The organism is Kitasatospora sp. NPDC059673 (genome assembly GCF_042734215.1).
Taxonomy (GTDB): Bacteria; Actinomycetota; Actinomycetes; order Streptomycetales; family Streptomycetaceae; genus Kitasatospora.
This window is the reverse complement of record NZ_JBHWEN010000008.1, coordinates 140,902-162,180: the sequence shown is the minus strand read 5'-3', so window position 1 is coordinate 162,180 and position 21,279 is coordinate 140,902. Positions and strand designations below refer to the sequence as shown.

Here is a 21,279-nt window from a genome sequence, read left to right as displayed (position 1 = left end):
GGCGTTCAGAACCGGCTCGCCCTACCGGTGCGTCACTTATGCTCGAAAGGTCGCACTACGGGCGAAATGAGGCGATATGGCCGAGCACCGGAAGGGCCGCACCGCGCGTCGCCGCGGGCTGCGGATCACGCTGTTCGCGCTGGCCGCCGTGGTGCTGGTGGTCGTGGGGCTCGGCGGGCTCGCCTACTGGAAGCTGAACTCGAACCTGCGCAGCGTCGACATCTCCGGGCAACTGGGCAGCGCCCGCCCGCCCGCCTCCACCGACGGCTCGTTCAACCTGCTGGTGCTCGGCTCCGACTCGCGCTCCGGCGCCAACGGCAGCCTGGCCGGCGGCGACACCGGGGACACCGCCCGCTCGGACACCGCCATGGTGGTGCACGTCAACCAGTCGCACACCGCCGCCTCGGTGGTCTCCATACCGCGCGACACCCTGGTCGCCCGGCCCGCCTGCACCGGCCTCGACGGCAAGCCCGTCCCGGCGGTCCGCAGCGCGATGTACAACTCGGCGTTCGAGGTCGGCGGCCCGGTCTGCGCGGTGAAGACCACCGAGCAGCTCACCGGGATGCGGATGGACCACTTCGTCGAGGTGGACTTCGCCGGCTTCGCCTCGCTGATCGACGCGATCGGCGGCGTGGACGTCACCACCACCGTGCCGATAGACGACCAGGACAGCGGACTGCACCTGGCGGCCGGCAGCCACCACCTGGGCGGGCAGCAGGCCTTGGCGTTCGTCCGCACCCGGCACGGGGTCGGCGACGGCAGCGACCTGGGGCGGATCGAGCTCCAGAAGGAGATGGTGAGGGCCATGCTCGGCCGGATCGACACGCTGGGCCTGGCCGCCGACCCGGTGGCGGCGTGGAGCCTCGGCGACAAACTGACCCGGGCGCTCACCACCGACTCCGAACTGGCCTCGGTGAGCTCCCTGGTGGGCCTGGCGCAGACCCTGAAGCAGATCGGCCCGGACCAGCTCACCATGGTCACGCTGCCCGTGGGGTACGCCCCCAGCGACCCGAACCGGGTGCTCCCGAAGGAACCGGACGCCCAGCAGCTGTGGGCGGCGATGCGGGCCGACCGGCCGGTGCCGCAGCCGGTGGTCTCCGAGCAGCCGAGCAACCCGGCGGAGAGCTCCCCGTCCGCCACGGCGTCGATACACCCGGGCGCGGCGGCCGTGCCCGGGGGCGCGGAATAGCTCGCGCCGCCTCCCGGTTTGGGAAGAAGCGGGCAGTGCTGGCACACTGGTCCGTCGGTCCCGGTTCACGTGCGGATATCCACATCCGCCGACCCGGTGCCCTCCCGATCAGCTAGGAGAATCCGTTGAAGTCCAACGTTCACCCGGAGTACGTGGTCACCAAGGTGACCTGCACCTGTGGCAACGAGTTCACCACTCGCTCGACCGAGACCAGCGGTGAGATCCGCGCCGAGGTCTGCTCGAACTGCCACCCGTTCTACACCGGCAAGCAGAAGATTCTGGACACCGGTGGCCGCGTGGCCCGCTTCGAGGCCCGCTTCGGCAAGAAGCTCTCCGGCAACAAGGCCTAGCGCTTCCGCGGCGCCGGTCTCGGGCGCCCTCGTGTACTTCACGGGGGCGTTCGGGCCGGCGCCGTTCGCGTCTCTCCCCTCACCACCCCCCTGTTCGGCACTCACGGAAGTAGGACCACCCGATGTTCGAGGCAGTCGAAGAGCTCCTCGTCGAGCACGCCGACCTCGAAAAGAGGCTGGCCGATCCGTCCGTGCACGCCGACCAGGCGAACGCGCGCAAGCTGGCCAAGCGGTACGCCGAGCTGACCCCGATCACCCGGACCTACCTGGCCTGGAAGCAGGCCGGCGAGGACATCGTCGCCGCGCGCGAACTCGCCGCCGAGGACTCGGACTTCATCGCCGAGGCGAAGGCGTCCGAAGCCCACCAGGCGGAGCTCACCGAGGAGTTGCGGCTGCTGCTGGTGCCCCGCGACCCGAGCGACGACAAGGACGTCATCCTGGAGGTCAAGGCGGGCGAGGGCGGCGAGGAGTCCGCGCTGTTCGCCGGCGACCTGCTGCGGATGTACCTGCGGTACGCGGAGCGGGTCGGCTGGAAGACCGAGATCATCGACGCCAACGAGTCCGACCTCGGCGGCTACAAGGACGTCTCGGTGGCCGTGAAGACCAAGGGGAACGCGGAGCCCGGCCAGGGCGTCTGGGCGCAGCTGAAGTACGAGGGCGGCGTGCACCGGGTGCAGCGGGTGCCCGCGACCGAGTCGCAGGGCCGCATCCACACCTCCGCCGCGGGCGTGCTGGTCACCCCGGAGGCCGAGGAGGTCGAGGTGGAGATCCACGCCAACGACCTGCGGATCGACGTCTACCGCTCCTCCGGCCCGGGTGGGCAGTCGGTCAACACCACCGACTCCGCGGTCCGGATCACCCACCTGCCGACCGGTATCGTCGCGTCCTGCCAGAACGAGAAGAGCCAGCTGCAGAACAAGGAGCAGGCGATGCGCATCCTGCGTTCGCGGCTGCTGGCCGCCGCGCAGGAGGAGGCCGAGCGGGAGGCGTCCGACGCCCGCCGCAGCCAGGTCCGCACGGTCGACCGCTCCGAACGGATCCGGACGTACAACTTCCCGGAGAACCGCATCTCCGACCACCGCACCGGCTTCAAGTCGTACAACCTGGACCAGGTGCTGGACGGCGACCTGAACGCGGTGATCCAGTCCTGTGTGGACGCCGACGCCGCGGCCAAGCTGGCCGCCGCGCAGGAGAACTGAGCCTAGCTAAGGGGCCCGTGGGATGAACCTGCTGCTCGCCGAGGTGGCCCAGGCCACCCAGCGCCTGGCCGCGGCCGGCGTGCCCTCGCCGCGCTTCGACGCGGAGGAGCTGGCCGCGCACATCCACGGCGTGAAGCGCAGCCAGCTGCACACCGTGCCGGACGGGGACTTCGACGCCCGCTACTGGGAGGCGATCTCCCGGCGCGAGCAGCGCGAGCCGCTGCAGCACATCACCGGGCGGGCGTTCTTCCGCTACCTCGAACTGGAGGTCGGCCCCGGGGTGTTCGTGCCCCGGCCGGAGACCGAGTCGGTGGTCGAGTGGGCGATAGAGGCGGTCCGCGCGATGGACGTCGCCGAGCCGCTGGTGGTCGACCTGTGCACCGGTTCCGGGGCGATCGCGCTGGCGCTCGCCCAGGAGCTGCCGCGCTCCACGGTGCACGCGTTCGAACTCGACGAGGGCGCGATCGCCTACACCCGACGCAACATCGAGGCCAGCCCCGACCGGGCCCGGGTCCACCTGCACCAGGGCGACGCCACCAAGGCGTTCGCCGACGACCGGGCCTGGGACGGCCGGTTCGACCTGGTGATCAGCAACCCGCCGTACATTCCGCTCACCGAGTGGGAGTACGTCGCCCCCGAGGCCCGCGACCACGACCCCCAGATGTCGCTGTTCTCCGGCGAGGACGGCCTGGACACCATCCGCGGCATCGAGCGGGTCGCCGCCCGGCTGCTGCGGCCCGGCGGCGCGGTGGTGATCGAACACGCGGACACCCAGGGCGGGCAGGTCCCGTGGATCTTCCGCGAGGAGGGCGGTTGGACGGACGCGGCGGACCACCGGGACCTGAACAACCGGCCCCGCTTCACAACGGCCCGAAGGGCTTCGTTGTGAACATCGGGCACAGCACAACGGCCCGAAGGGCTTCGTTGTGAACCTCAGGCGCGGTACGACGGCCCGGAGGGCTTCGTCGTGAGGACACGGGCGCGGTACGACGGCCCGGAGGGCTTCGTCGTGAGGACGCGGGCGCGGTGCGACGGCCCGGAGGGGTCTGTCGTGAGGACGCGGGCGCGGTGCGACGGCCCGGAGGGGTCTGTTGCGAGCACCGGATGCGGCTCGACGGCCCGAGCGGGCTGCGTTGTGAAGGCGCGGGCGCGGCTGGACGGCCCGAGCGGGCTGCGCACGGGCTCAGCTCGACGGTCCGGAGGGCGCTGTCGCTCGCGGCAGCGGTCGCGCTCCGCTGCGACCACCACTGATTTCACCGAAAGGGGATTGCTCCGATGAGCCGCCGATACGACTGCTCCGACGCCCAGGACCGCGCCAGCGGGCTGCGTGAGGCCGCCACCGCGATCCGCCGCGGGGAGTTGGTGGTGGTGCCGACCGACACGCTGTACGGGATCGCCGCGGACGCGTTCTCGCCGGAGGCGGTGGGCGCGCTGCTGGCGGCCAAGGGGCGCGGGCGGAACATGCCCTCGCCGGTGCTGGTCGGCTCGCCGACCACGCTGCACGGGCTGGTCACCGACTTCTCCGAGCAGGCCTGGGAGCTGGTGGACGCGTTCTGGCCGGGCGGCCTGACCCTGGTGGCCCGGCACCAGCCGTCGCTGCGCTGGGACTTGGGCGAGACCCGGGGCACCGTCGCGGTCCGGATGCCGCTGCACCCGGTCGCGCTGGAACTGCTGAACGCCACCGGCCCGCTCGCGGTGTCCTCCGCCAACAGGACCGGCGGCCCGTCCCCGTCCACCTGCGACGCGGCCGAGGCGCAACTCGGTGACGCGGTGTCGATCTACCTCGACGGCGGGACGGCCGACTACGCCACGGCCTCCACCATCGTCGACGTCACCGGCAAGGTGCCGGTGGTGCTGCGGGCGGGCGCGATCAGCGTCGAGCAGCTGAGGGAGGTCGCTCCGGACGTCGAGGCCGGCAGTTGACCGCCGCCCCGTTGTACGGAGCGGGGAGTGCCCTGGCGCCGTTCCCGGCGTCCGGGCCGCTCCCGCTGGACACCTTCCGGATCCTGTTCGTCTGCACCGGCAACATCTGCCGCTCCCCGATCGCCGAGCGACTGGCCCGGCTGGAGCTGGACTCCCGGCTGGGCGCCCGGGTGGGCCGCCGGATCGTGGTGGAGAGCGCCGGCACCTGGGGCCACGAGGGCGCCCCGATGGAGGCGCACGCGGCCACCGTGCTCGGTGAGTACGGCGCGGACAGCGCGGACTTCGCCGGGCGCGAGCTGCTCGACGAACACGTGATCGACGCCGACCTGGTGCTGACCGCGACCCTGGACCACCGCGCGCAGGTGATCTCGATGGGACACGCGGCGGGTCTGCGCACCTTCACGCTGAAGGAGTTCACCCGGTTGGTGCAAAGGGTCGATCCGCGGACCCTGCCCGACCCCAGGGACGGCGCGCGGCTGACCGAACGCGCCCGCGCACTGGTCCGCTCGGCCGCCGCCCTGCGCGGCTGGCTGCTGGCCGCCTCGCCGGAATCGGACGAGCTGAGGGATCCGTACGGAGCGCCGATCGGCATGTTCCGCAACTGCGGCGAGGAGATATTCGACGCGCTGGACCCGGTGGTGACCGCACTGACCGGCGTGGACCGGTGAGTTGAGCGCCCTCCACTAAAGTTTCGGTGGAGAATTTGTGAAGCCTGCGTGCGCAGGCGATGCAGGTGGCCGGGCGCGGCCGAAAGGCCCAGTCCCGCGCGTGGGGGCGGGCCCGGCGACCGGGGCCGACCTAGGCTGGAGGAATCTCCGCCCGCACCGGCCCCCTCGCCTTCGGCTGGGGGACCCCCCACCCGGGAGCCGCACCATGACGGTCGCCGATGCCCGACAGACCCACTGGCAGGCCGCCGAGGCCCTGCGCGCGGCGGACCCGCTGACCGCCGACCTGCTGTCCGCCGAGGACGAGCGCCGGGCCGAATCCCTGCAACTGCTGGCGGGGGAGAACCTGGCCACCCCCGCGGTGCTGGCGGCGCTGACCGGGCCGCTGATCGACAAGTACGCCGAGGGCTACCCCGGCCGCCGCCACCACACCGGCTGCGCGCCCGCCGACACCGTCGAGCTGCTGGCGATCGACCGGGCCCGCCAGCTGTTCGCCGCCCCGCACGCCAACGTCCAACCCCGGTCCGCGACTTCGGCCGTGCTGGCGGCCTACGCGGCGCTGCTGCGGCCGGGCGACGCGGTGCTGGCGATGTCGCTGGAGCACGGCGGCCACCTGAGCGCCGGCTCGCGGGCCAACTTCTCCGGCCGCTGGTTCCAGTTCCACGGCTACGGGGTGCGCGAGGAGGACGGCCTGATCGACCTCGACCAGGTCCGCCGGCTGGCCCACGAGCACCGCCCCAAGGCGATCGTCGCGGGCGGCATCTCCTACCCCCGGCACCTGGACTGGGCGGCCTTCCGGGAGATCGCCGACGAGGTGGACGCCTACCTGATCGCCACCGCCGGGCAGTCCGCCGGCCTGGTCGCGGCCGGCCTCGCACCCTCCCCGGTGCCGTACGCGGACGTCACCGCGGTGGCCACCCACAAGCTGCTGCGCGGCCCGCGCGGCGGCCTGCTGCTGTGCACCGACGAACTGGCGGACCGGATCGACCGGGCGGTGTTCCCGTTCTGCCAGGGCGGGGCAGCGATGAACGAGGTGGCCGCCAAGGCGGTGGCGCTGGCCCAGGCCGCCACCCCCGAGTTCGCCGGGTACGCCCGCCGGGCCGTGGCGGGAGCACGGGCGCTGGCCGCCGAACTGGCCGCCGCCGGGGCCGCGCCGCTCACCGGCGGCACCGACACCCACCTGGTGACCGCCGAGGTCGGCGGCCTCGGCCTGACCGGCGTGGAGGCCGAACGCCGGTGCGCCGCAGCCGGGTTGATGCTCGGGCGGTGCGCCGTCCCGTACGACCCGGCGCCGCCCACCGAGACCTCCGGGATCCGGCTGGGCACCGGGACGTGCGCCGCCCAGGGGATGGGCGAGAGCGAGCTCGGCGAGGTCGGTGAGCTGCTCGGACGGGTGCTGGCCGGGGCCGAGCCGGCCTCGGTGCGGGGCCGGGTCCGGGAGCTGGCGCGGGCCTTCGCCGGGCGCTGCTGAGCATCCGGTGGCCGTGGAGGCGAACCGCGATGCGGGGGCTGGGCGTCGGAGTCAATAAGGTGTGCACCGTGGCGACGCACCTCGAACCCCGAACCTGCGCGGGAGTACCCTGCGTACTCGTCCGTCGGACCGTGACCCTGGAGGCCAGTGGTGCGTGAGTATCTGCTGGTCCTGTTCGTCTCCGCGGCAGTGACCTACCTGCTGGTGAGCCCCGTGCGGAAGTTCGCGATCGCCGCCGGCGCCATGCCCGCGGTCCGGGCGCGTGACGTGCACCGCGAACCGACCCCGCGGCTCGGCGGCATCGCGATGTTCGGCGGCCTGCTGGCCGGCCTGCTGGCGGCGTCCCAACTCACCAACCTGGGGCGGCTGTTCGTGCAGAGCGCGGACGTGAAGGCGCTGCTGTCCGGGGCCGGGATCATGTTCGTGCTGGGCGTCCTGGACGACAAGTGGGGCGTGGACGCGCTGGTGAAGCTCGGCGGTCAGATGATCGCGGCCGGCGTGATGGTCTGGCAGGGCGTCACGGTGATCTCCATCCCGGTGCCCGGCTACGGCACCGTCACCTTCACCCCCACCCAGGGCATGCTCATCTCGGTCACGCTGGTGGTCGTGATGGTGAACGCGGTGAACTTCATCGACGGCCTGGACGGCCTGGCGGCGGGCATGGTGTGCATCGCCGCGATCGCGTTCTTCCTGTACTCGTACCGGCTCTGGCTGGGCTACGGGATCAACGACGCCGCTCCCGCCGCACTGTTCACCGCGGTGCTGATCGGCATGTGCCTGGGCTTCCTGCCGCACAACCTGCACCCGGCGCGGATCTTCATGGGTGACTCCGGCTCGATGATGCTGGGCCTGATGCTGGCGGTCGCCGCGATCTCCATCACCGGCCGCGTCGACCCCGACCTGATCTCGGCCCGGACCGGCTCGCAGACCATCGCGGTGCACGCCCTGGTGCCGATCTACATCCCGCTGATCCTGCCGCTGACGGTGATCGCGCTGCCGCTGGCGGACCTGCTGCTGGCCGTGGTGCGCCGCACCTGGGCGGGCAAGTCGCCGTTCGCGGCGGACAAGCAGCACCTGCACCACCGGCTGCTGGAGGTCGGGCACTCGCACAGCCGAGCCGTGCTGATCATGTACTTCTGGGCCGCGCTGATCGCCTTCGGCACCGTCGCGGTCTCGATCACCAACACCGGCCGCACGGTGGTCCTCACCATGGCCGGCCTGTGCCTGGTGGGCCTCGCGGTGCTGCTGATGCCGCGCTTCAAGCCGCGCGCCCCGAAGGCCGTCCAGCCGTTCGTGCCGCCCCGCTACCGCAGCAGCGAGCGGGCCGCCGGGCAGGCTCCGGCGACGGCTGAGAAGGCTGAGAAGGCTGAGACGGTCGGGAAGGCTGAGACGGTCGGGAAGGCTGAGACGGTCGGGAAGGCCGGGAAGCTTGCGAAGGCCGGCGTCGGGGAGGCTGTTGAGGACGCTTCCGAGGCGCCCGCGATGGCCGAGCTTTCGGCCGAGGACAAGGCCCTGCTGGGGCGGATCGGAACGGGGGCGACGGCGTCCGGCCGGCGGGAGGAGCGGCAGTCCTGACGCTTCGTCAACTCCCGCTGGACCGTTCGGAGACGCCCGTTCGGCGGCACCTGTGGGCGGATGGTGTGACAGGTGCCACACGTTCATGGTAAAGCTCTCATCAAATAGTTTGTGATACCGTTCACGAGTACCGAGAACCCGCCGAAAGACCTGACATGGAGGACTTCCGTCCCTGGTCGGTCTCCCTCGACAGGCTCCGCCCTCACCGGCGGTCCGCGGCGTGGTTCTCGTCCTTGTACCTCTGCCCCTTGCCACCGACATGCCGCCGGAGCTGCCGACATGCCGTCCCACGACGCCCGGATCCTCCGTGGCGCCGCAATCCCCACTGCGGCCGCCGGAGTGATCGCCATGGCGATCTCCTTCGCCGTTGCCCAGGGGAAGGGCCTGCTCGGCGCCCTGCTGGCGACGGTGGTGGTGATCTGCTTCTTCGGCTTCGGCCAGGTCGCTCTCGACCGGCTGACCCGGAACAATCCGCAGATGCTGATGGCGGCCGCGCTGCTGGTGTACACCACGCAGATCCTGCTGATCGGCATTCTGCTGGCGGTCGCCAAGCACCTCTCGTTCTTCGACCACAAGGTCTTCGGTTTCTCCCTGCTCGGGCTCGCGATCATCTGGACGGCGTTCCAGGTGCGCGGCTGGCTGCGGGCGAAGACCTTCTACGTGGAACCCGACGGCAAGTCGAAATCCGGGCGTCAACCGTGAGCGGGGTGCACCGTCCCTCTCGCGAGGGGGGCGGTGTTTATGCCCTCCTGACGGGCTGCTATCGTCCGTCCCAACGGCGGAGTACGGGAAGCGGCCAGGTCCCTCCGGAAATCGGACGGATCGCCCCCCAGCTCCACGAAGCTTTCGAAGATCCCGCGGCGTGGATGTGCGCCGCCCGGGGTCCGCGAGAAATCCAACTAGTTCCAGTGCCGCATCGTGGCCGCAGGCCACGCCGACACACCGAGGTTGCCGTAACCATGCGTCAGAACGAAGGAGTCTGTGGTGGGTGCTGACGTCCAGCTCGCCTCCGAGGCCGGTTGCCACCTGAACTCCGGCTGCGGCTTCCCGGCCCCCGGCCTGAACGAGTTCGACTTCAAGCCGATCTTTACGGTCGGTGGCGTCGACTTCACCAAGCCGATGCTGCTGTCGATCATCTGCGCCCTCCTGGTGGTCGGCTTCTTCTGGGCCGCGTTCGCCAAGCCGAAGCTGCTTCCGGGCAAGCTCCAGCTGGTCGGCGAGATCGGGTACGACTTCGTCAAGCGGAGCATCGTGCTCGAGACGATCGGCAAAAAGGGCGAGAAGTACGTCCCGATGCTGGTCTCGATGTTCTTCTTCGTGTGGATCATGAACATCATGTCCATCATCCCGTTCGCCCAGTTCCCGGTGATGTCGCGCATCGCGTTCCCGGTCGGGCTCGCGGCGATCGTGTGGATCACCTACATGACGCTGACCTTCAAGAAGCACGGCTTCGTCGGCGGTATGAAGAACCTCTGCTGGCCGTCGGGCATCCCGGGCTGGGTCATGTTCATCCTGGTGCCGATCGAGTTCTTCTCGAACATCTTCGTGCGCCCCTTCACCCTCGCGGTCCGAGCCTTCGCCAACATGTTCGCCGGTCACCTGCTGATCGTCGTCTTCTCGGTGGCCTCGTGGTACCTGCTGAGCCCCAGCATCGGCGCCCTGTACGGCTCGGTGTCCTTCGTGGTGGCCGTTGGTCTGACCGGTTTCGAGCTGCTGGTGCAGTTCCTGCAGGCGTACATCTTCGTGATGCTCGCCAGCAGCTACATCGCCGGTGCCCTGGAAGAGGCGCACTGAGCCCCGCGGCCCCGGCCGCGCCCTGAACTCCCGGTGGCCAACACCCACCGGTATCCCATCCCCGCAAAGGATTAGCTGAGATGTCCGCTCTCGCTGCTGTGTCCGGTTCCGTCGCTTCCATCGGCTACGGCCTCGCCGCGATCGGCCCCGGCATCGGCGTCGGTCTGATCTTCGGTAACGGCGTGCAGGCGATGGCCCGTCAGCCCGAGGCTGCCGGCCTGATCCGCTCCAACATGTTCATCGGCTTCGCCCTGACCGAGGCCCTCGCCCTGATCGGCATCGTCATGCCGTTCGTCTACGGCCAGTGAGCCAGGCGCACCGGTAGTCAATTCCGACGAAAGGTTCTGATATGACCCCCGAGGTTCTCCTCGCGGCTGAAGAGAAGATGAACCCTCTTCTCCCCGCGTGGCCCGAGGTCATCATCGGCCTGCTCTGCTTCTTCATCGTCTTCGGCCTTCTCGGCAAGAAGCTCCTCCCCAGCATCGAGAAGGTGCTGGAGGAGCGCCGCGACGCCATCGAGGGCGGCATGAAGCGCGCGGAGACCGCTCAGGCCGAGGCCCAGGCCCTGCTGGAGCAGTACCGCGCCGAGCTGGCCGAGGCGCGTCACGAGGCCGCTCGGATCACCGAGCACGCCCGTGAGCAGGGCGCTGTCCTGATCGCCGAGATGCGCGAGGAGGGCCAGCGTCAGCGCGAGGCCATCGTCGCCGCCGGCCACGCGCAGATCGACGCCGACAAGAAGCAGGCGACCGCCGCCCTGCGCCAGGACGTGGGCTCGCTGGCCTCCCAGCTGGCCTCCCGCATCGTCGGTGAGTCCCTGGAGGACCACGCCCGCCAGAGCGGTGTCATCGACCGCTTCCTGGACGAGCTTGAGTCCAAGGCCGCCGCTGCCCAGGGTGCGGCCAAGTGATCGGCGCGAGCCGCGAGGCCCTCGCCGCCGGTCGCGAGAACCTCGAGAGCCTGACCGACAACACTTCGGTGGACGCGGCCAAGCTCGCCGAGGAACTCGCCGCCGTCACCGTGCTGCTGGACCGTGAGGTCTCGCTGCGCCGCGTGCTGACCGACCCCTCGCGGTCCGGTCAGGACAAGGCCCAGCTGGTCACCTCGCTGCTGGCCGGTCAGGTCTCCGGCGAGACCGTCGACCTGGTCTCCGGCCTGGTCCGCTCGCGCTGGTCCGGCTCGCGCGACCTGGTCGACGCGGTCGAGCAGTTGACCGCGTACGCCGAGGTCATCGCCGCCGACAAGGCGGGCGCGCTGGACGACGTCGAGGACGAGCTGTTCCGGTTCGGCCGGGTGGTGGCGGGCTCGCACGAGCTGCGCGCCGCGCTGACCGAGCCGAAGGCCGACAAGGCCGCCAAGACGGCGCTGATCCGCAAGCTCCTCGGCGGCAAGGCCAACGCGGGCACCGTCCGCCTGGTCACCAGCCTGGTCACCGTCCCCCGGGGCCGTAGCCTGGAGGGTGGCCTGGAGACCTACTCCAAGCTCGCCGCCTCCCGGCGGGGCCGCGTGGTGGCCCTGGTCACCACCGCCGTGCCGCTGTCGGACCGCCAGAAGGAGCGGCTTGCCGCTGCGCTGGCCGGCCTGCACGGCCGTCCGGTGCACCTGAACATCGACGTGGACCCCGAGGTCCAGGGCGGTGTCCGGGTGCAGATCGGCGACGAGATCATCGACGGCACCGTCGCGAGCCGCCTCGAAGGCGCTCGCCAGGGCCTCGAAGGCTGAGCACCAGCACTATCCGACCCTCGGTCGGGCGTCGGTCCACACCAGGTGGGCCGGCAAAACGTACGGCCGGTTCACCCGACCCGGCCGAGAGTCGAGCACTTGCGGCCCTCAATGGCGGGCCGAGGATCGCAAACTAGGAGAGCAGGGAAGCCTGATGGCGGAGCTTACGATCCGTCCGGAGGAGATCCGGGACGCGCTGGCCGACTTTGTCCAGTCGTACCAGCCGGACGCCGCTTCTGTGGAAGAGGTCGGCACGGTCACTGACGCGGCGGACGGCATCGCCCATGTCGAGGGCCTGCCCTCGGTCATGGCGAACGAGCTGCTGAAGTTCGAGGACGGCACGCTCGGCCTCGCGCTGAACCTCGACACCCGCGAGATCGGTGTCGTCATCCTCGGCGAGTTCGGTGGCATCGAAGAGGGCCAGACCGTGCGCCGCACCGGCGAGGTCCTCTCGGTTCCGGTCGGCGACGGCTACCTCGGCCGTGTCGTGGACCCGCTGGGCAACCCGATCGACGGCCTGGGCGACATCGCCTCCACCGGCCGTCGTGCCCTGGAACTGCAGGCCCCCGGCGTCATGGCCCGTAAGTCGGTCAAGCAGCCGCTGCAGACCGGCATCAAGGCCATCGACGCGATGACCCCGATCGGCCGCGGCCAGCGCCAGCTGATCATTGGTGACCGCCAGACCGGCAAGACCGCCGTCGCCGTTGACACCATCATCAACCAGCGCGACAACTGGCGTTCGGGCGACCCGGAGAAGCAGGTCCGCTGCATCTACGTCGCCGTTGGCCAGAAGGGCTCCACCATCGCGTCCGTCCGCGGCGCCCTGGAGGAGGCCGGCGCGCTGGAGTACACCACCATCGTGGCTGCTCCCGCCTCCGACCCGGCCGGCTTCAAGTACCTCGCCCCGTACACCGGTTCGGCCATCGGCCAGGAGTGGATGTACGACGGCAAGCACGTCCTGATCGTCTTCGACGACCTGTCGAAGCAGGCCGAGGCCTACCGCTCCGTCTCCCTGCTGCTGCGCCGCCCGCCGGGCCGCGAGGCCTACCCGGGTGACGTCTTCTACCTGCACTCCCGCCTGCTGGAGCGCTGCGCCAAGCTGAACGACGCCCTCGGCGGCGGCTCGATGACCGGTCTGCCGATCATCGAGACCAAGGCCAACGACGTCTCGGCGTACATCCCGACCAACGTCATCTCCATCACCGACGGCCAGTGCTTCCTGGAGTCCGACCTGTTCAACGCCGGCATCCGCCCGGCCGTGAACGTCGGTATCTCGGTCTCCCGCGTCGGTGGCTCCGCCCAGATCAAGGCCATGAAGTCGGTCGCCGGCCGCCTGCGCCTGGACCTGGCCCAGTACCGTGAGCTGGAGGCGTTCGCCGCCTTCGGTTCCGACCTGGACGCGGCCTCCAAGGCCCAGCTGGAGCGCGGTGCGCGCATGGTCGAGCTGCTGAAGCAGGGCCAGTACCAGCCGTTCGCGGTCGAGGACCAGGTCGTCTCGATCTGGGCCGGCACCACCGGCAAGCTGGACGACGTTCCGGTCGCGGAGATCCGTCGCTTCGAGCGCGAGTTCCTGGACCACCTGCGTCTGGAGCACAAGGGCATCCTGACCGGCATCGCCGAGACCCAGAAGCTCGAGGACGGCACCATCGACGCGCTGACCGCGGCGATCACCTCGTTCAAGCAGGGTTACACCACGGCGGACGGCAAGCTGCTCTCCGAGCAGGCCTGAGTCCGGTAGCGAGGGAAAGGACGTAACGACCCATGGGAGCACAGCTTCGGGTCTACAAGCGCCGCATCCGCTCCGTCACCGCGACGAAGAAGATCACCAAGGCGATGGAGATGATCTCCGCGTCGCGCATCGTCAAGGCGCAGCGCGCGGTGGCCGCCTCCACCCCGTACGCCGATGAGCTCACCCGTGCGGTGACCGCGGTGGCCACCCGGTCCAACGCGAAGCACCCGCTGACCACCGAGAACCCGAGTGCCTCGCGCGCCGCCGTGCTGCTGATCACGGCGGACCGCGGTCTGGCGGGCGGCTACTCGACCAACGCCATCAAGCAGTCGCTGGCGCTCGCCGCCAAGCTCCGCGAAGAGGGCAAGGAAGTGGTCACGTACATCGTCGGCCGCAAGGGCGTCGGGTACTACGGGTTCCGCAACCTCGCGGTCGCGAACTCGTGGACGGGCTTCTCGGACAAGCCGACCTACGGGGACGCGAAGGCCGTCGCGGCGGACCTCATCGAGGCCTTCACCGCGGAGACCGGTGGCGTGGACGAGCTGCACCTGGTGTCGACCGAGTTCGTGTCGATGCTGACGCAGACCGCCGTGGACGCCCGACTGCTGCCGCTGAAGCTCGACGAGGTCGAGCTCAGCGACAAGTCGCCGGCGAAGAACCAGATCTTCCCGCTGTACGACTTCGAGCCGTCGGCCGAGGGTGTCCTTGACGCCCTGCTGCCGCGGTACGTCGAGAGCCGGATCTACAACGCTCTCCTGCAGTCGGCCGCCTCCGAGCACGCCGCCCGCCGGCGTGCGATGAAGAGCGCGACGGACAATGCCGGCGAGCTCATCAAGTCGCTGACGCGGCTTGCCAACTCGGCCCGTCAGGCCGAGATCACCCAGGAAATCAGCGAGATCGTGGGCGGCGCGAACGCGCTGGCCGACGCTAGCGCGGGGAGCGAATGACTATGACCACCACTGTTGAGACCACGGCGACGGGCCGCGTCGCGCGGGTCATCGGCCCGGTCGTCGACGTGGAGTTCCCCGTCGACGCGATTCCGGACATGTTCAATGCCCTGCACGTCGAGGTGGACAACCCCGACGGCACCGGCAAGAAGACCCTGACCCTCGAGGTTGCCCAGCACCTCGGCGACGGCCTGGTCCGCGGCATCTCGATGCAGCCGACCGACGGCCTGGTCCGCGGCTCGCAGGTCACCGACACCGGTGCGGCGATCTCCGTCCCGGTCGGCCAGATCACCAAGGGCAAGGTCTTCAACGCCCTCGGTGAGGTGCTGAACGTCGACAAGGCCGAGTTCGAGGCCTCCGTCGAGGTCAAGTGGCCGATCCACCGCAAGGCCCCGAACTTCTCCGAGCTCGAGTCGAAGACCGAGATGTTCGAGACCGGCATCAAGGTCATCGACCTGCTCACCCCGTACGTCCAGGGTGGCAAGATCGGTCTGTTCGGTGGTGCCGGTGTCGGCAAGACCGTTCTGATCCAGGAGATGATCTACCGCGTCGCCGAGAACTTCGGTGGTGTGTCGGTGTTCGCCGGTGTCGGTGAGCGCACCCGTGAGGGCAACGACCTCATCGACGAGATGGTCGACTCGGGCGTTCTGGACAAGACCGCGCTGGTCTTCGGCCAGATGGACGAGCCGCCGGGCACCCGTCTGCGCGTCGCGCTCTCCGCGCTGACCATGGCGGAGTACTTCCGCGACGTCGAGAAGCAGGACGTGCTCCTCTTCATCGACAACATCTTCCGGTTCACCCAGGCCGGTTCCGAGGTGTCGACCCTGCTCGGCCGTATGCCCTCCGCGGTGGGTTACCAGCCGAACCTGGCCGACGAGATGGGCCTCCTGCAGGAGCGCATCACCTCGACCCGCGGTCACTCGATCACCTCGATGCAGGCGATCTACGTCCCCGCGGACGACCTGACCGACCCGGCGCCGGCCACCACCTTCGCCCACCTGGACGCGACCACCGTTCTGTCGCGCCCGATCTCGGAGAAGGGCATCTACCCGGCCGTCGACCCGCTGGACTCCACGTCCCGCATCCTCGACCCGCGGTACATCGCGCAGACCCACTACGACACGGCCATCCGTATCAAGGGGATCCTGCAGAAGTACAAGGACCTGCAGGACATCATCGCGATCCTCGGTATCGACGAGCTGTCCGAGGAAGACAAGATCACGGTGCAGCGTGCCCGCCGCATCGAGCGCTTCCTCTCGCAGAACACCTACGTGGCGAAGCAGTTCACCGGTGTCGAGGGTTCGACCGTCCCGCTGTCGGAGACCATCGAGGCCTTCAACGCCATCGCGGACGGCAAGTACGACCACGTCCCGGAGCAGGCCTTCTTCATGTGCGGTGGCATCGACGACCTCGAGCGCAACGCCGCCGAGCTGCTGAAGAAGTAACCGCAGACCGGTCGCACGGCAGACCCAACCGTTGAGGGGTGGTTCCCGGCTCTCGTCGGGGGCCACCCCTCAACGCTGGAAGTGCTGTGATCCCGGTCATTTACGAGCCCTTGGTTTCATTCCGGGGGTGCGTGACCGTTATTCTTACCGAAACTGCCGAGAGCTCAGCCGCCCGTTCGCCCGGGTGGCCGAGCCCCGGCAAGAGCCAAGGAGCCCACGTTGGCTGAGCTGCACGTCGAGCTGGTCGCAGCCGACCGCAAGGTGTGGTCCGGTGCGGCCACCATCGTTGTTGCCCGTACGGCCTCCGGTGACACCGGCATCATGCCGGGTCACACCCCGGTGCTGAGCGTGCTGGAGACCGGTCCGGTCACCATCCGCACCGTCTCCGAGGGCACGATCGTCGCCGCGGTGCACGGTGGCTTCATCTCGTTCGCCGACAACAAGCTGTCGATCCTCGCCGAGATCGCCGAGCTGGCCGACGAGATCGACGTCGCCCGCGCCGAGCGCGCGCTGGAGAACGCCAAGGCCGAGGCCGACTCGCACGCCGAGCGTCGCGCCGAGGTCCGACTGATCGCCGCCGGCGGTCTGAAGGCGCACCACTGAGCCTGGTCTCAGCGACGGTCCCGGGGACGCTTGGAGCGTGTCCTCGGGACTGTCGTATCAGTTGGTAGGAATGGGCGGCCGCGCAAGGCCGTCAACGGGGATGAAGGTTGCGAGGAGGTAGGTGAGCGTGGTCCTCGCCCTTGTGGTGTGCGCGTCGGTAGTGGTCCTCGCCATCGCGGGCCTGGTCGGCTTCGCGGTACGCCGCCGCCTCATCCAGCGGGTGGGCGGCACCTTCGACTGCTCCTACCGCTTGAAAATGCCGGCCGACGCCTCCACGCAGCCGGATCTCGACGAGAACGGCCAGCCCACCTCGGCCCCGGTCCCACAGACCGATGGCAAGGGGTGGGTTTTTGGTATCGGCCGGTACAGCGGCGACTCCATCGAGTGGTTCCGGGTGTTCTCCTACGCGCCCCGGCCGCGACGGGTCCTGCCGCGCACCGAGATCGAGGTGCTGGGCCGCCGCTACCCGCAGGGGCAGGAGGAACTCGCCCTGCTCTCCGGCTCGGTGGTGCTGCGCTGCCTGCACCGGGGCGCGCCGCTGGAGCTCGCGATGAGCGACGACGCGCTGACCGGCTTCCTGGCCTGGCTGGAGGCCGCGCCGCCCGGGCAGAGGGTCAACGTCGCCTGATCCGGCCCTGGTCGGGGCCTGATTTCCGGTCAGGACGGGCGTGACGCGGCTCGCGTCCACCTCCTGAGACGTGCGCGCTAGGCTGCGGGCATGGTGAACCTGACGCGCATCTACACCCGGACCGGGGACGACGGCACGACCGCGCTCGGCGACATGAGCCGGACCACCAAGACCGATCCGCGACTGATCGCGTACGCCGACACCAACGAGGCCAATGCCGCGATCGGCGTGGCGCTGGCCGCCGGGGCGCTGGACGGCGAGCTGGTGACGGTGCTGACCCGGATCCAGAACGACCTGTTCGACGTGGGCGCGGACCTGGCGACGCCGATCGTCGAGAACCCCAAGTACCCGCCGCTGCGGGTCGAGCAGTCCTACATCGACCGGCTGGAGGGGGACTGTGACCGGTTCCTGGCGGACCTGGAGAAGCTGCGCAGCTTCATCCTGCCCGGCGGCACCCCCGGCGCCGCGTACCTGCACCTGGCGTGCACCGTGGTGCGGCGGGCCGAGCGGGCCACCTGGGCGGCGATCGACACGCACGGGGAGAGCGTCAACCCGCTGACCGCGAAGTACCTTAACCGGCTGTCCGACCTGCTGTTCATCCTGGCCCGCATCGCCAACAAGGAGCGCGGCGACGTGCTGTGGGTGCCCGGCGAGAACCGCTGACGCCTGATCACCCGGACTGCCCGGGCCGCTTGGGGAAGACCGTGTAGCTGGCGGCGACGACGAGGTTGATGCCGACCACCAGGGCCATCCGCCGGTACCAGGAATCCAGCGCCGCGGTGCGCGCGGCGTCGTCGACCAGCCACTGGACGGCGGCGACCAGCGCCACCGTGACGGCCGAGGCCAGGAGCGTCAGCAGGAACCCGCTCCACTCGTAACGGGCCCTCGGCGCGCCGTACTTGGGCGCGCCGGGCGGCTTCGGGCCGCCGGCCAGCCGGTGGGCGGCGTGGGCGTCGGCCCAGCGGACCAGGCGGTGGCCGTAGGCGACCGAGAAACCGACGTAGGCGGCGGCCAGGCCGTGCGTCCAGTCGGCGGTGGCGCCGCCGCGCAGGTCGGCGACGGTGGCGCCGAGGATCAGCAGATCGACCACTGGCAGCAGCGCCAGCAGTACCAGGCCGGTGCGGCGCAGGCGCAGCGCGTAGCGGGCCAGCAGTCCGGCCGCCAGCACCACCCAGAAGCCGGCCTCGCCGGCCACGATCAGGGAAACCATGCTTCGATCCTTCCCGCGTGCGGGCGCGCGGTCATCGTCCGGGCAGGGGAGTGGCCTGTCAGCCGTTCGTCGGACGGCGGGTCCTCCGAGCGGTCGTTCCGGCAGGTTGGAAGGAGTGCTGGGATGGGTCGGGTGAGACTCTCCGAACGCGGGCAGGACGCGGCCATCGCCATGGCGGGGCTGCTCGGCGGCCTGCTGCTGATCGCCGTCGGCGCGTACGACCGGCGGCCCGATCCGTCGGCGTGGGTGTCGGTGCTGCCGCTGGTGGCGATGGCCGGGCTGACACTGCTGCGGCGCCGGCGCACCGTGCTGACGGTCAGCGCCGGCGGGGTGGTGCTCGGTCTCGGCCTGTACCTCGGTTCGGTGGTGGCGACGCCGCTGCTGTACACCGACCTGCTGTACGCGGCCGTACTGTACGGTCCGCCCCGGATGAGCAGGGTGCTGTCGCTGACCGGCGGCGCCACCACGCTGGTGCTGTCCGGCCTGGCCTGGCGGTACCTGACGCTCTCCGAGGCGCTGCTGATCGCCGTGTTCTGCGGGCTGATCTTCCTCTCCCCGGTGTGGACGGCCGGTCTGCTGCGCCGACACCGGGAGGTCGCCGAGGCGGAGCGGCTGCGGGCCGAACAGACCGCGCTGCTGGCCGAGTTGGACCGGCGTGGCGCGGTGGGTGCCGAGCGGGCCCGGATGGCCCGCGAGCTGCACGACGTGATCGCCAACCATCTGTCGGCGATCGCCATCCACGCCACCGGCGCGCAGGCGGTGGCGCGTCGTCAGGCCCGCCCGGCGGACGAGCCCTTGGTGGAGGCGCTCGCGGTGATCCGGGAGAACAGCGTGCAGGGCCTCGCCGAGATGCGTCGGATGATCGGCCTGCTGCGCGAGGCCACGCCCGAAGAGCCGTACGCCGCACCGCGGTTGGCGGCCGTGGACGTGCTGCTGGAGCAGGCCGGGGCGGCCGGGCGGTCGGCCGGGCTGCGGTTCGAGGCGGAGCAGCAGGGCGAGGCGGGCGAGCTGCCCGCGCCGGTCGAGCTGGCCGCGTACCGGATCGTCCAGGAGTCGCTGACCAACGCCGTCAAGCACGCCGCGCCCGGCCCCGTCCGGCTGTGCATCCGGTACGGGGAGCGGGAGTTGGAGGTCACCGTGGAGTCCCCGTACCGGGAGGGCGAGGGCCGGGCGGTGCCCGGGGCGAGGGCCGGGCTGGTCGGCATGGGCGAGCGGGCGCAACTGCTCGGCGGCGAGTTCGACGCCGGGCCGGACGGGCGGACGTGGCGGGTCCGGGCGGTGCTGCCGCGGACGGCGAGCGGGGAGCGGCAATGATCCGGGTGCTGGTGGCGGAGGACCAGGCGGCCGTCCGGGCCGCGCTGGTGATGATCTTGCGGGCCGAGGACGACCTCCAGGTGGTCGGCGAGGCAGCCGACGGCGAACAGGCCGTCCGGATGGCGCTGGAACTGCGGCCCGACGTCGTCCTGATGGACGTCCAGATGCCCCGGCTGGACGGCGTCGCCGCGACCCGCCGGGTGGTGGAGGCCGGGGCGGCGCAGGTGCTGGTGCTCACCACCTTCGACCTGGACGAGTACGTGTGGGGCGCGTTGCGGGCCGGCGCCGCCGGGTTCCTGCTCAAGGACCTGGAGGCGGACACCCTGGTCGAGGGCATCCGCACGGTCGCCCGTGGCGACGGCATGCTGGCGCCGTCCGTCACCCGGCGGCTGATCGCCTCCTTCGCCCGGCCGGCGGCCCCGGTGCCGGACACCGGTGCGCTGGACGCGCTGACGCCGAAGGAGCGGGAGGTGTTCGGCTGCCTCGGGGCGGGCCTGTCCAACGCGGAGATCGCGCACCGGCTCGGGACGGTGGAGGCCACCACCAAGACGCACGTCAGCCGGATCCTCGCGAAGCTGGGGCTGCGCAGCCGGGTGCAGGCGGCGATCCTCGCGCAGGAGTGGGGAGTGCCCGTTCCCGGGGAGCGGTGACGGGGGTGGGGCCTGTGTGGCGGAGTTCGGCCGGCGGGGCCTGTGGGGAGGGGTTCTGCGGGGAGGGGCGCAGATCACACCTGTTCCGGTGCAGATCACACTGCCGGAACGCACCACGGAACGCGTGCTCCTACTAGAGTCCGGCGCAGAGCGATGTGGCTCCCGCCGGGCGGTCGGTGCTGCCCGGCACGGGCGGCCCTCGGCATGCCCCCGGGAGGACCAGATGACCGTACGACCAGCTCGCTGGCGGCGCCCCGTACCCTCCGGGTGAGTTTGCTCACGGAGCACCCGCAGACGGGTGATTTGGGCGGCAATCGAGCGTAAGTACCAGGCGTACCTGCGTATATTCCCTCGGACGGGTGAAGTTGAGGGACAGTCCGCCGGGTGACAGCAACCTGCGGAACTGGTCGGCCGTCAGATTCAGGAAGAGCCGGTGCACCACCGGCCCGAAACATGGCGCGGTCGGTCCCTGGGGTGACGGGCGGCAGGCGCAACGCGGCGGACGAACAACGGCACACGGCCGAGGAGGAGGACAGCGTGCGCATCACCGGCGACCACACCGGACTGGCCATCGAAGGGCGGCTCGACGTGCGCAGCGCCGCCGACGCCAAGGCGCGGTTGCACGCCGCGGTGGACGGCGGTGAGGGCGATCTCGTCCTCGACCTCGGCCGGCTGGAATCCTGGGACGCGACCGGACTCGGCGTCATCATGGGCACCCACCGGCGCGCCGGGCGGGCCGGGCGGCGGCTCGTGCTGCGGGAGGTGCCCGTGCAGCTTCAGCGGCTGCTGGTGGCGACCCGGCTGCACCGGATTCTGGCGGTGGAGGGGGCGGGGCAGGAGACGCTGCCCGCGATGGGGTAGCGGCCGG

At 70.6% G+C, this 21,279-nt stretch carries 23 protein-coding genes; 22 read left to right on the top strand and 1 reads right to left on the bottom strand.

What is annotated here, in order from left to right:
* Positions 1 to 76 precede the first annotated feature (76 nt).
* The 19 genes from ACFV18_RS12565 to ACFV18_RS12475 all read left to right on the top strand — a co-directional run bounded on the left by ACFV18_RS12565 (position 77) and on the right by ACFV18_RS12475 (position 17,900).
* Positions 77 to 1,189 carry an LCP family protein gene (locus ACFV18_RS12565; RefSeq protein ID WP_380482229.1) on the top strand — a complete coding sequence of 371 codons (1,113 nt, stop codon included), beginning with the start codon at positions 77 to 79 and terminating at the stop codon, positions 1,187 to 1,189.
* A 125-nt stretch (positions 1,190 to 1,314) separates the two neighbouring features.
* Positions 1,315 to 1,539, top strand: coding sequence for a 50S ribosomal protein L31 (gene rpmE / locus ACFV18_RS12560; RefSeq protein WP_380482227.1), 225 nt, complete (start codon positions 1,315 to 1,317; stop codon positions 1,537 to 1,539).
* 122 nt (positions 1,540 to 1,661) lie between these two features.
* The gene (prfA, locus tag ACFV18_RS12555; protein WP_380482225.1) at positions 1,662 to 2,738 is read left to right on the top strand and encodes a peptide chain release factor 1; all 1,077 of its coding nucleotides are present in this window, start codon (positions 1,662 to 1,664) and stop codon (positions 2,736 to 2,738) included.
* Between the two features lie 22 nt (positions 2,739 to 2,760).
* The gene (prmC, locus tag ACFV18_RS12550) at positions 2,761 to 3,627 is read left to right on the top strand and encodes a peptide chain release factor N(5)-glutamine methyltransferase (protein WP_380482223.1); all 867 of its coding nucleotides are present in this window, start codon (positions 2,761 to 2,763) and stop codon (positions 3,625 to 3,627) included.
* Positions 3,628 to 4,013: 386 nt separating this feature from the next.
* Complete coding sequence (locus ACFV18_RS12545) at positions 4,014 to 4,661, top strand: L-threonylcarbamoyladenylate synthase (protein WP_380482221.1); 648 nt, start codon at positions 4,014 to 4,016, stop codon at positions 4,659 to 4,661.
* A 32-nt stretch (positions 4,662 to 4,693) separates the two neighbouring features.
* Positions 4,694 to 5,329, top strand: a complete 636-nt coding sequence (locus tag ACFV18_RS12540) for a protein-tyrosine-phosphatase (protein ID WP_380482345.1) — start codon at positions 4,694 to 4,696, stop codon at positions 5,327 to 5,329.
* A 205-nt stretch (positions 5,330 to 5,534) separates the two neighbouring features.
* On the top strand, positions 5,535 to 6,797 hold the full coding sequence (gene glyA / locus ACFV18_RS12535) for a serine hydroxymethyltransferase (protein ID WP_380482219.1): 1,263 nt from the start codon (positions 5,535 to 5,537) through the stop codon (positions 6,795 to 6,797).
* A 150-nt stretch (positions 6,798 to 6,947) separates the two neighbouring features.
* Positions 6,948 to 8,372: an undecaprenyl/decaprenyl-phosphate alpha-N-acetylglucosaminyl 1-phosphate transferase gene (locus ACFV18_RS12530; protein WP_380482217.1), complete on the top strand. Its 1,425-nt coding sequence runs from the start codon at positions 6,948 to 6,950 to the stop codon at positions 8,370 to 8,372.
* Between the two features lie 279 nt (positions 8,373 to 8,651).
* Positions 8,652 to 9,074, top strand: a complete 423-nt coding sequence (locus ACFV18_RS12525) for a hypothetical protein (RefSeq protein WP_380482216.1) — start codon at positions 8,652 to 8,654, stop codon at positions 9,072 to 9,074.
* Positions 9,075 to 9,353: 279 nt separating this feature from the next.
* A complete protein-coding gene (gene atpB / locus ACFV18_RS12520; RefSeq protein ID WP_369880280.1) occupies positions 9,354 to 10,166 on the top strand; it encodes a F0F1 ATP synthase subunit A in 813 nt (270 codons plus the stop codon).
* 80 nt (positions 10,167 to 10,246) lie between these two features.
* Complete coding sequence (atpE, locus tag ACFV18_RS12515) at positions 10,247 to 10,474, top strand: ATP synthase F0 subunit C (protein ID WP_043916032.1); 228 nt, start codon at positions 10,247 to 10,249, stop codon at positions 10,472 to 10,474.
* 41 nt (positions 10,475 to 10,515) lie between these two features.
* Positions 10,516 to 11,073 (top strand): F0F1 ATP synthase subunit B, encoded by a 558-nt coding sequence (locus tag ACFV18_RS12510; RefSeq protein WP_035866145.1) that lies wholly within the window; start codon positions 10,516 to 10,518, stop codon positions 11,071 to 11,073.
* Positions 11,070 to 11,885 (top strand): F0F1 ATP synthase subunit delta, encoded by an 816-nt coding sequence (locus ACFV18_RS12505; protein ID WP_380482213.1) that lies wholly within the window; start codon positions 11,070 to 11,072, stop codon positions 11,883 to 11,885. The genes ACFV18_RS12510 and ACFV18_RS12505 overlap by 4 nt, the downstream gene beginning before the upstream one ends.
* A gap of 154 nt (positions 11,886 to 12,039) precedes the next feature.
* On the top strand, positions 12,040 to 13,614 hold the full coding sequence (atpA, locus tag ACFV18_RS12500) for a F0F1 ATP synthase subunit alpha (protein WP_380482212.1): 1,575 nt from the start codon (positions 12,040 to 12,042) through the stop codon (positions 13,612 to 13,614).
* 32 nt (positions 13,615 to 13,646) lie between these two features.
* Positions 13,647 to 14,561 carry a F0F1 ATP synthase subunit gamma gene (locus ACFV18_RS12495; RefSeq protein ID WP_380482210.1) on the top strand — a complete coding sequence of 305 codons (915 nt, stop codon included), beginning with the start codon at positions 13,647 to 13,649 and terminating at the stop codon, positions 14,559 to 14,561.
* A gap of 2 nt (positions 14,562 to 14,563) precedes the next feature.
* Positions 14,564 to 16,006 (top strand): F0F1 ATP synthase subunit beta, encoded by a 1,443-nt coding sequence (gene atpD / locus ACFV18_RS12490; protein WP_380482208.1) that lies wholly within the window; start codon positions 14,564 to 14,566, stop codon positions 16,004 to 16,006.
* A 219-nt stretch (positions 16,007 to 16,225) separates the two neighbouring features.
* Positions 16,226 to 16,609, top strand: a complete 384-nt coding sequence (locus ACFV18_RS12485; RefSeq protein ID WP_380482206.1) for a F0F1 ATP synthase subunit epsilon — start codon at positions 16,226 to 16,228, stop codon at positions 16,607 to 16,609.
* Between the two features lie 127 nt (positions 16,610 to 16,736).
* On the top strand, positions 16,737 to 17,237 hold the full coding sequence (locus ACFV18_RS12480; protein ID WP_035866161.1) for a DUF2550 domain-containing protein: 501 nt from the start codon (positions 16,737 to 16,739) through the stop codon (positions 17,235 to 17,237).
* 90 nt (positions 17,238 to 17,327) lie between these two features.
* Positions 17,328 to 17,900, top strand: a complete 573-nt coding sequence (locus ACFV18_RS12475; RefSeq protein WP_380482204.1) for a cob(I)yrinic acid a,c-diamide adenosyltransferase — start codon at positions 17,328 to 17,330, stop codon at positions 17,898 to 17,900.
* Between the two features lie 7 nt (positions 17,901 to 17,907).
* On the opposite strand, the gene ACFV18_RS12470 is transcribed toward ACFV18_RS12475, so the two are convergent.
* Entirely contained in the window at positions 17,908 to 18,447 is a 540-nt protein-coding gene (locus ACFV18_RS12470; protein ID WP_380482202.1) for a hypothetical protein, read from the bottom strand.
* 123 nt (positions 18,448 to 18,570) lie between these two features.
* On the opposite strand from ACFV18_RS12470, the gene ACFV18_RS12465 reads away from it, so the two are divergent.
* From ACFV18_RS12465 to ACFV18_RS12455, 3 genes are all read left to right on the top strand, one after another.
* On the top strand, positions 18,571 to 19,761 hold the full coding sequence (locus ACFV18_RS12465; protein ID WP_380482200.1) for a sensor histidine kinase: 1,191 nt from the start codon (positions 18,571 to 18,573) through the stop codon (positions 19,759 to 19,761).
* Entirely contained in the window at positions 19,758 to 20,411 is a 654-nt protein-coding gene (locus ACFV18_RS12460; protein WP_380482198.1) for a response regulator, read from the top strand. The genes ACFV18_RS12465 and ACFV18_RS12460 overlap by 4 nt, the downstream gene beginning before the upstream one ends.
* 537 nt (positions 20,412 to 20,948) lie before the next feature.
* Positions 20,949 to 21,272 carry an STAS domain-containing protein gene (locus ACFV18_RS12455; RefSeq protein WP_380482196.1) on the top strand — a complete coding sequence of 108 codons (324 nt, stop codon included), beginning with the start codon at positions 20,949 to 20,951 and terminating at the stop codon, positions 21,270 to 21,272.
* The last annotated feature ends 7 nt before the right edge of the window (positions 21,273 to 21,279 follow it).

Bases quoted from the DNA above. Each gene is read 5' to 3' on its own strand.
- ACFV18_RS12565 (WP_380482229.1), top strand. From the start codon at position 77: ATGGCCGAGCACCGGAAGGGCCGCACCGCGCGTCGCCGCGGGCTGCGG.
- prfA (WP_380482225.1), top strand. From the start codon at position 1,662: ATGTTCGAGGCAGTCGAAGAGCTCCTCGTCGAGCACGCCGACCTCGAA.
- prmC (WP_380482223.1), top strand. From the start codon at position 2,761: ATGAACCTGCTGCTCGCCGAGGTGGCCCAGGCCACCCAGCGCCTGGCC.
- ACFV18_RS12545 (WP_380482221.1), top strand. From the start codon at position 4,014: ATGAGCCGCCGATACGACTGCTCCGACGCCCAGGACCGCGCCAGCGGG.
- glyA (WP_380482219.1), top strand. From the start codon at position 5,535: ATGACGGTCGCCGATGCCCGACAGACCCACTGGCAGGCCGCCGAGGCC.
- ACFV18_RS12525 (WP_380482216.1), top strand. From the start codon at position 8,652: ATGCCGTCCCACGACGCCCGGATCCTCCGTGGCGCCGCAATCCCCACT.
- atpE (WP_043916032.1), top strand. From the start codon at position 10,247: ATGTCCGCTCTCGCTGCTGTGTCCGGTTCCGTCGCTTCCATCGGCTAC.
- ACFV18_RS12510 (WP_035866145.1), top strand. From the start codon at position 10,516: ATGACCCCCGAGGTTCTCCTCGCGGCTGAAGAGAAGATGAACCCTCTT.
- atpA (WP_380482212.1), top strand. From the start codon at position 12,040: ATGGCGGAGCTTACGATCCGTCCGGAGGAGATCCGGGACGCGCTGGCC.
- ACFV18_RS12495 (WP_380482210.1), top strand. From the start codon at position 13,647: ATGGGAGCACAGCTTCGGGTCTACAAGCGCCGCATCCGCTCCGTCACC.
- atpD (WP_380482208.1), top strand. From the start codon at position 14,564: ATGACCACCACTGTTGAGACCACGGCGACGGGCCGCGTCGCGCGGGTC.
- ACFV18_RS12475 (WP_380482204.1), top strand. From the start codon at position 17,328: ATGGTGAACCTGACGCGCATCTACACCCGGACCGGGGACGACGGCACG.
- ACFV18_RS12470 (WP_380482202.1), bottom strand. From the start codon at position 18,447: ATGGTTTCCCTGATCGTGGCCGGCGAGGCCGGCTTCTGGGTGGTGCTG.
- ACFV18_RS12465 (WP_380482200.1), top strand. From the start codon at position 18,571: ATGGGTCGGGTGAGACTCTCCGAACGCGGGCAGGACGCGGCCATCGCC.
- ACFV18_RS12460 (WP_380482198.1), top strand. From the start codon at position 19,758: ATGATCCGGGTGCTGGTGGCGGAGGACCAGGCGGCCGTCCGGGCCGCG.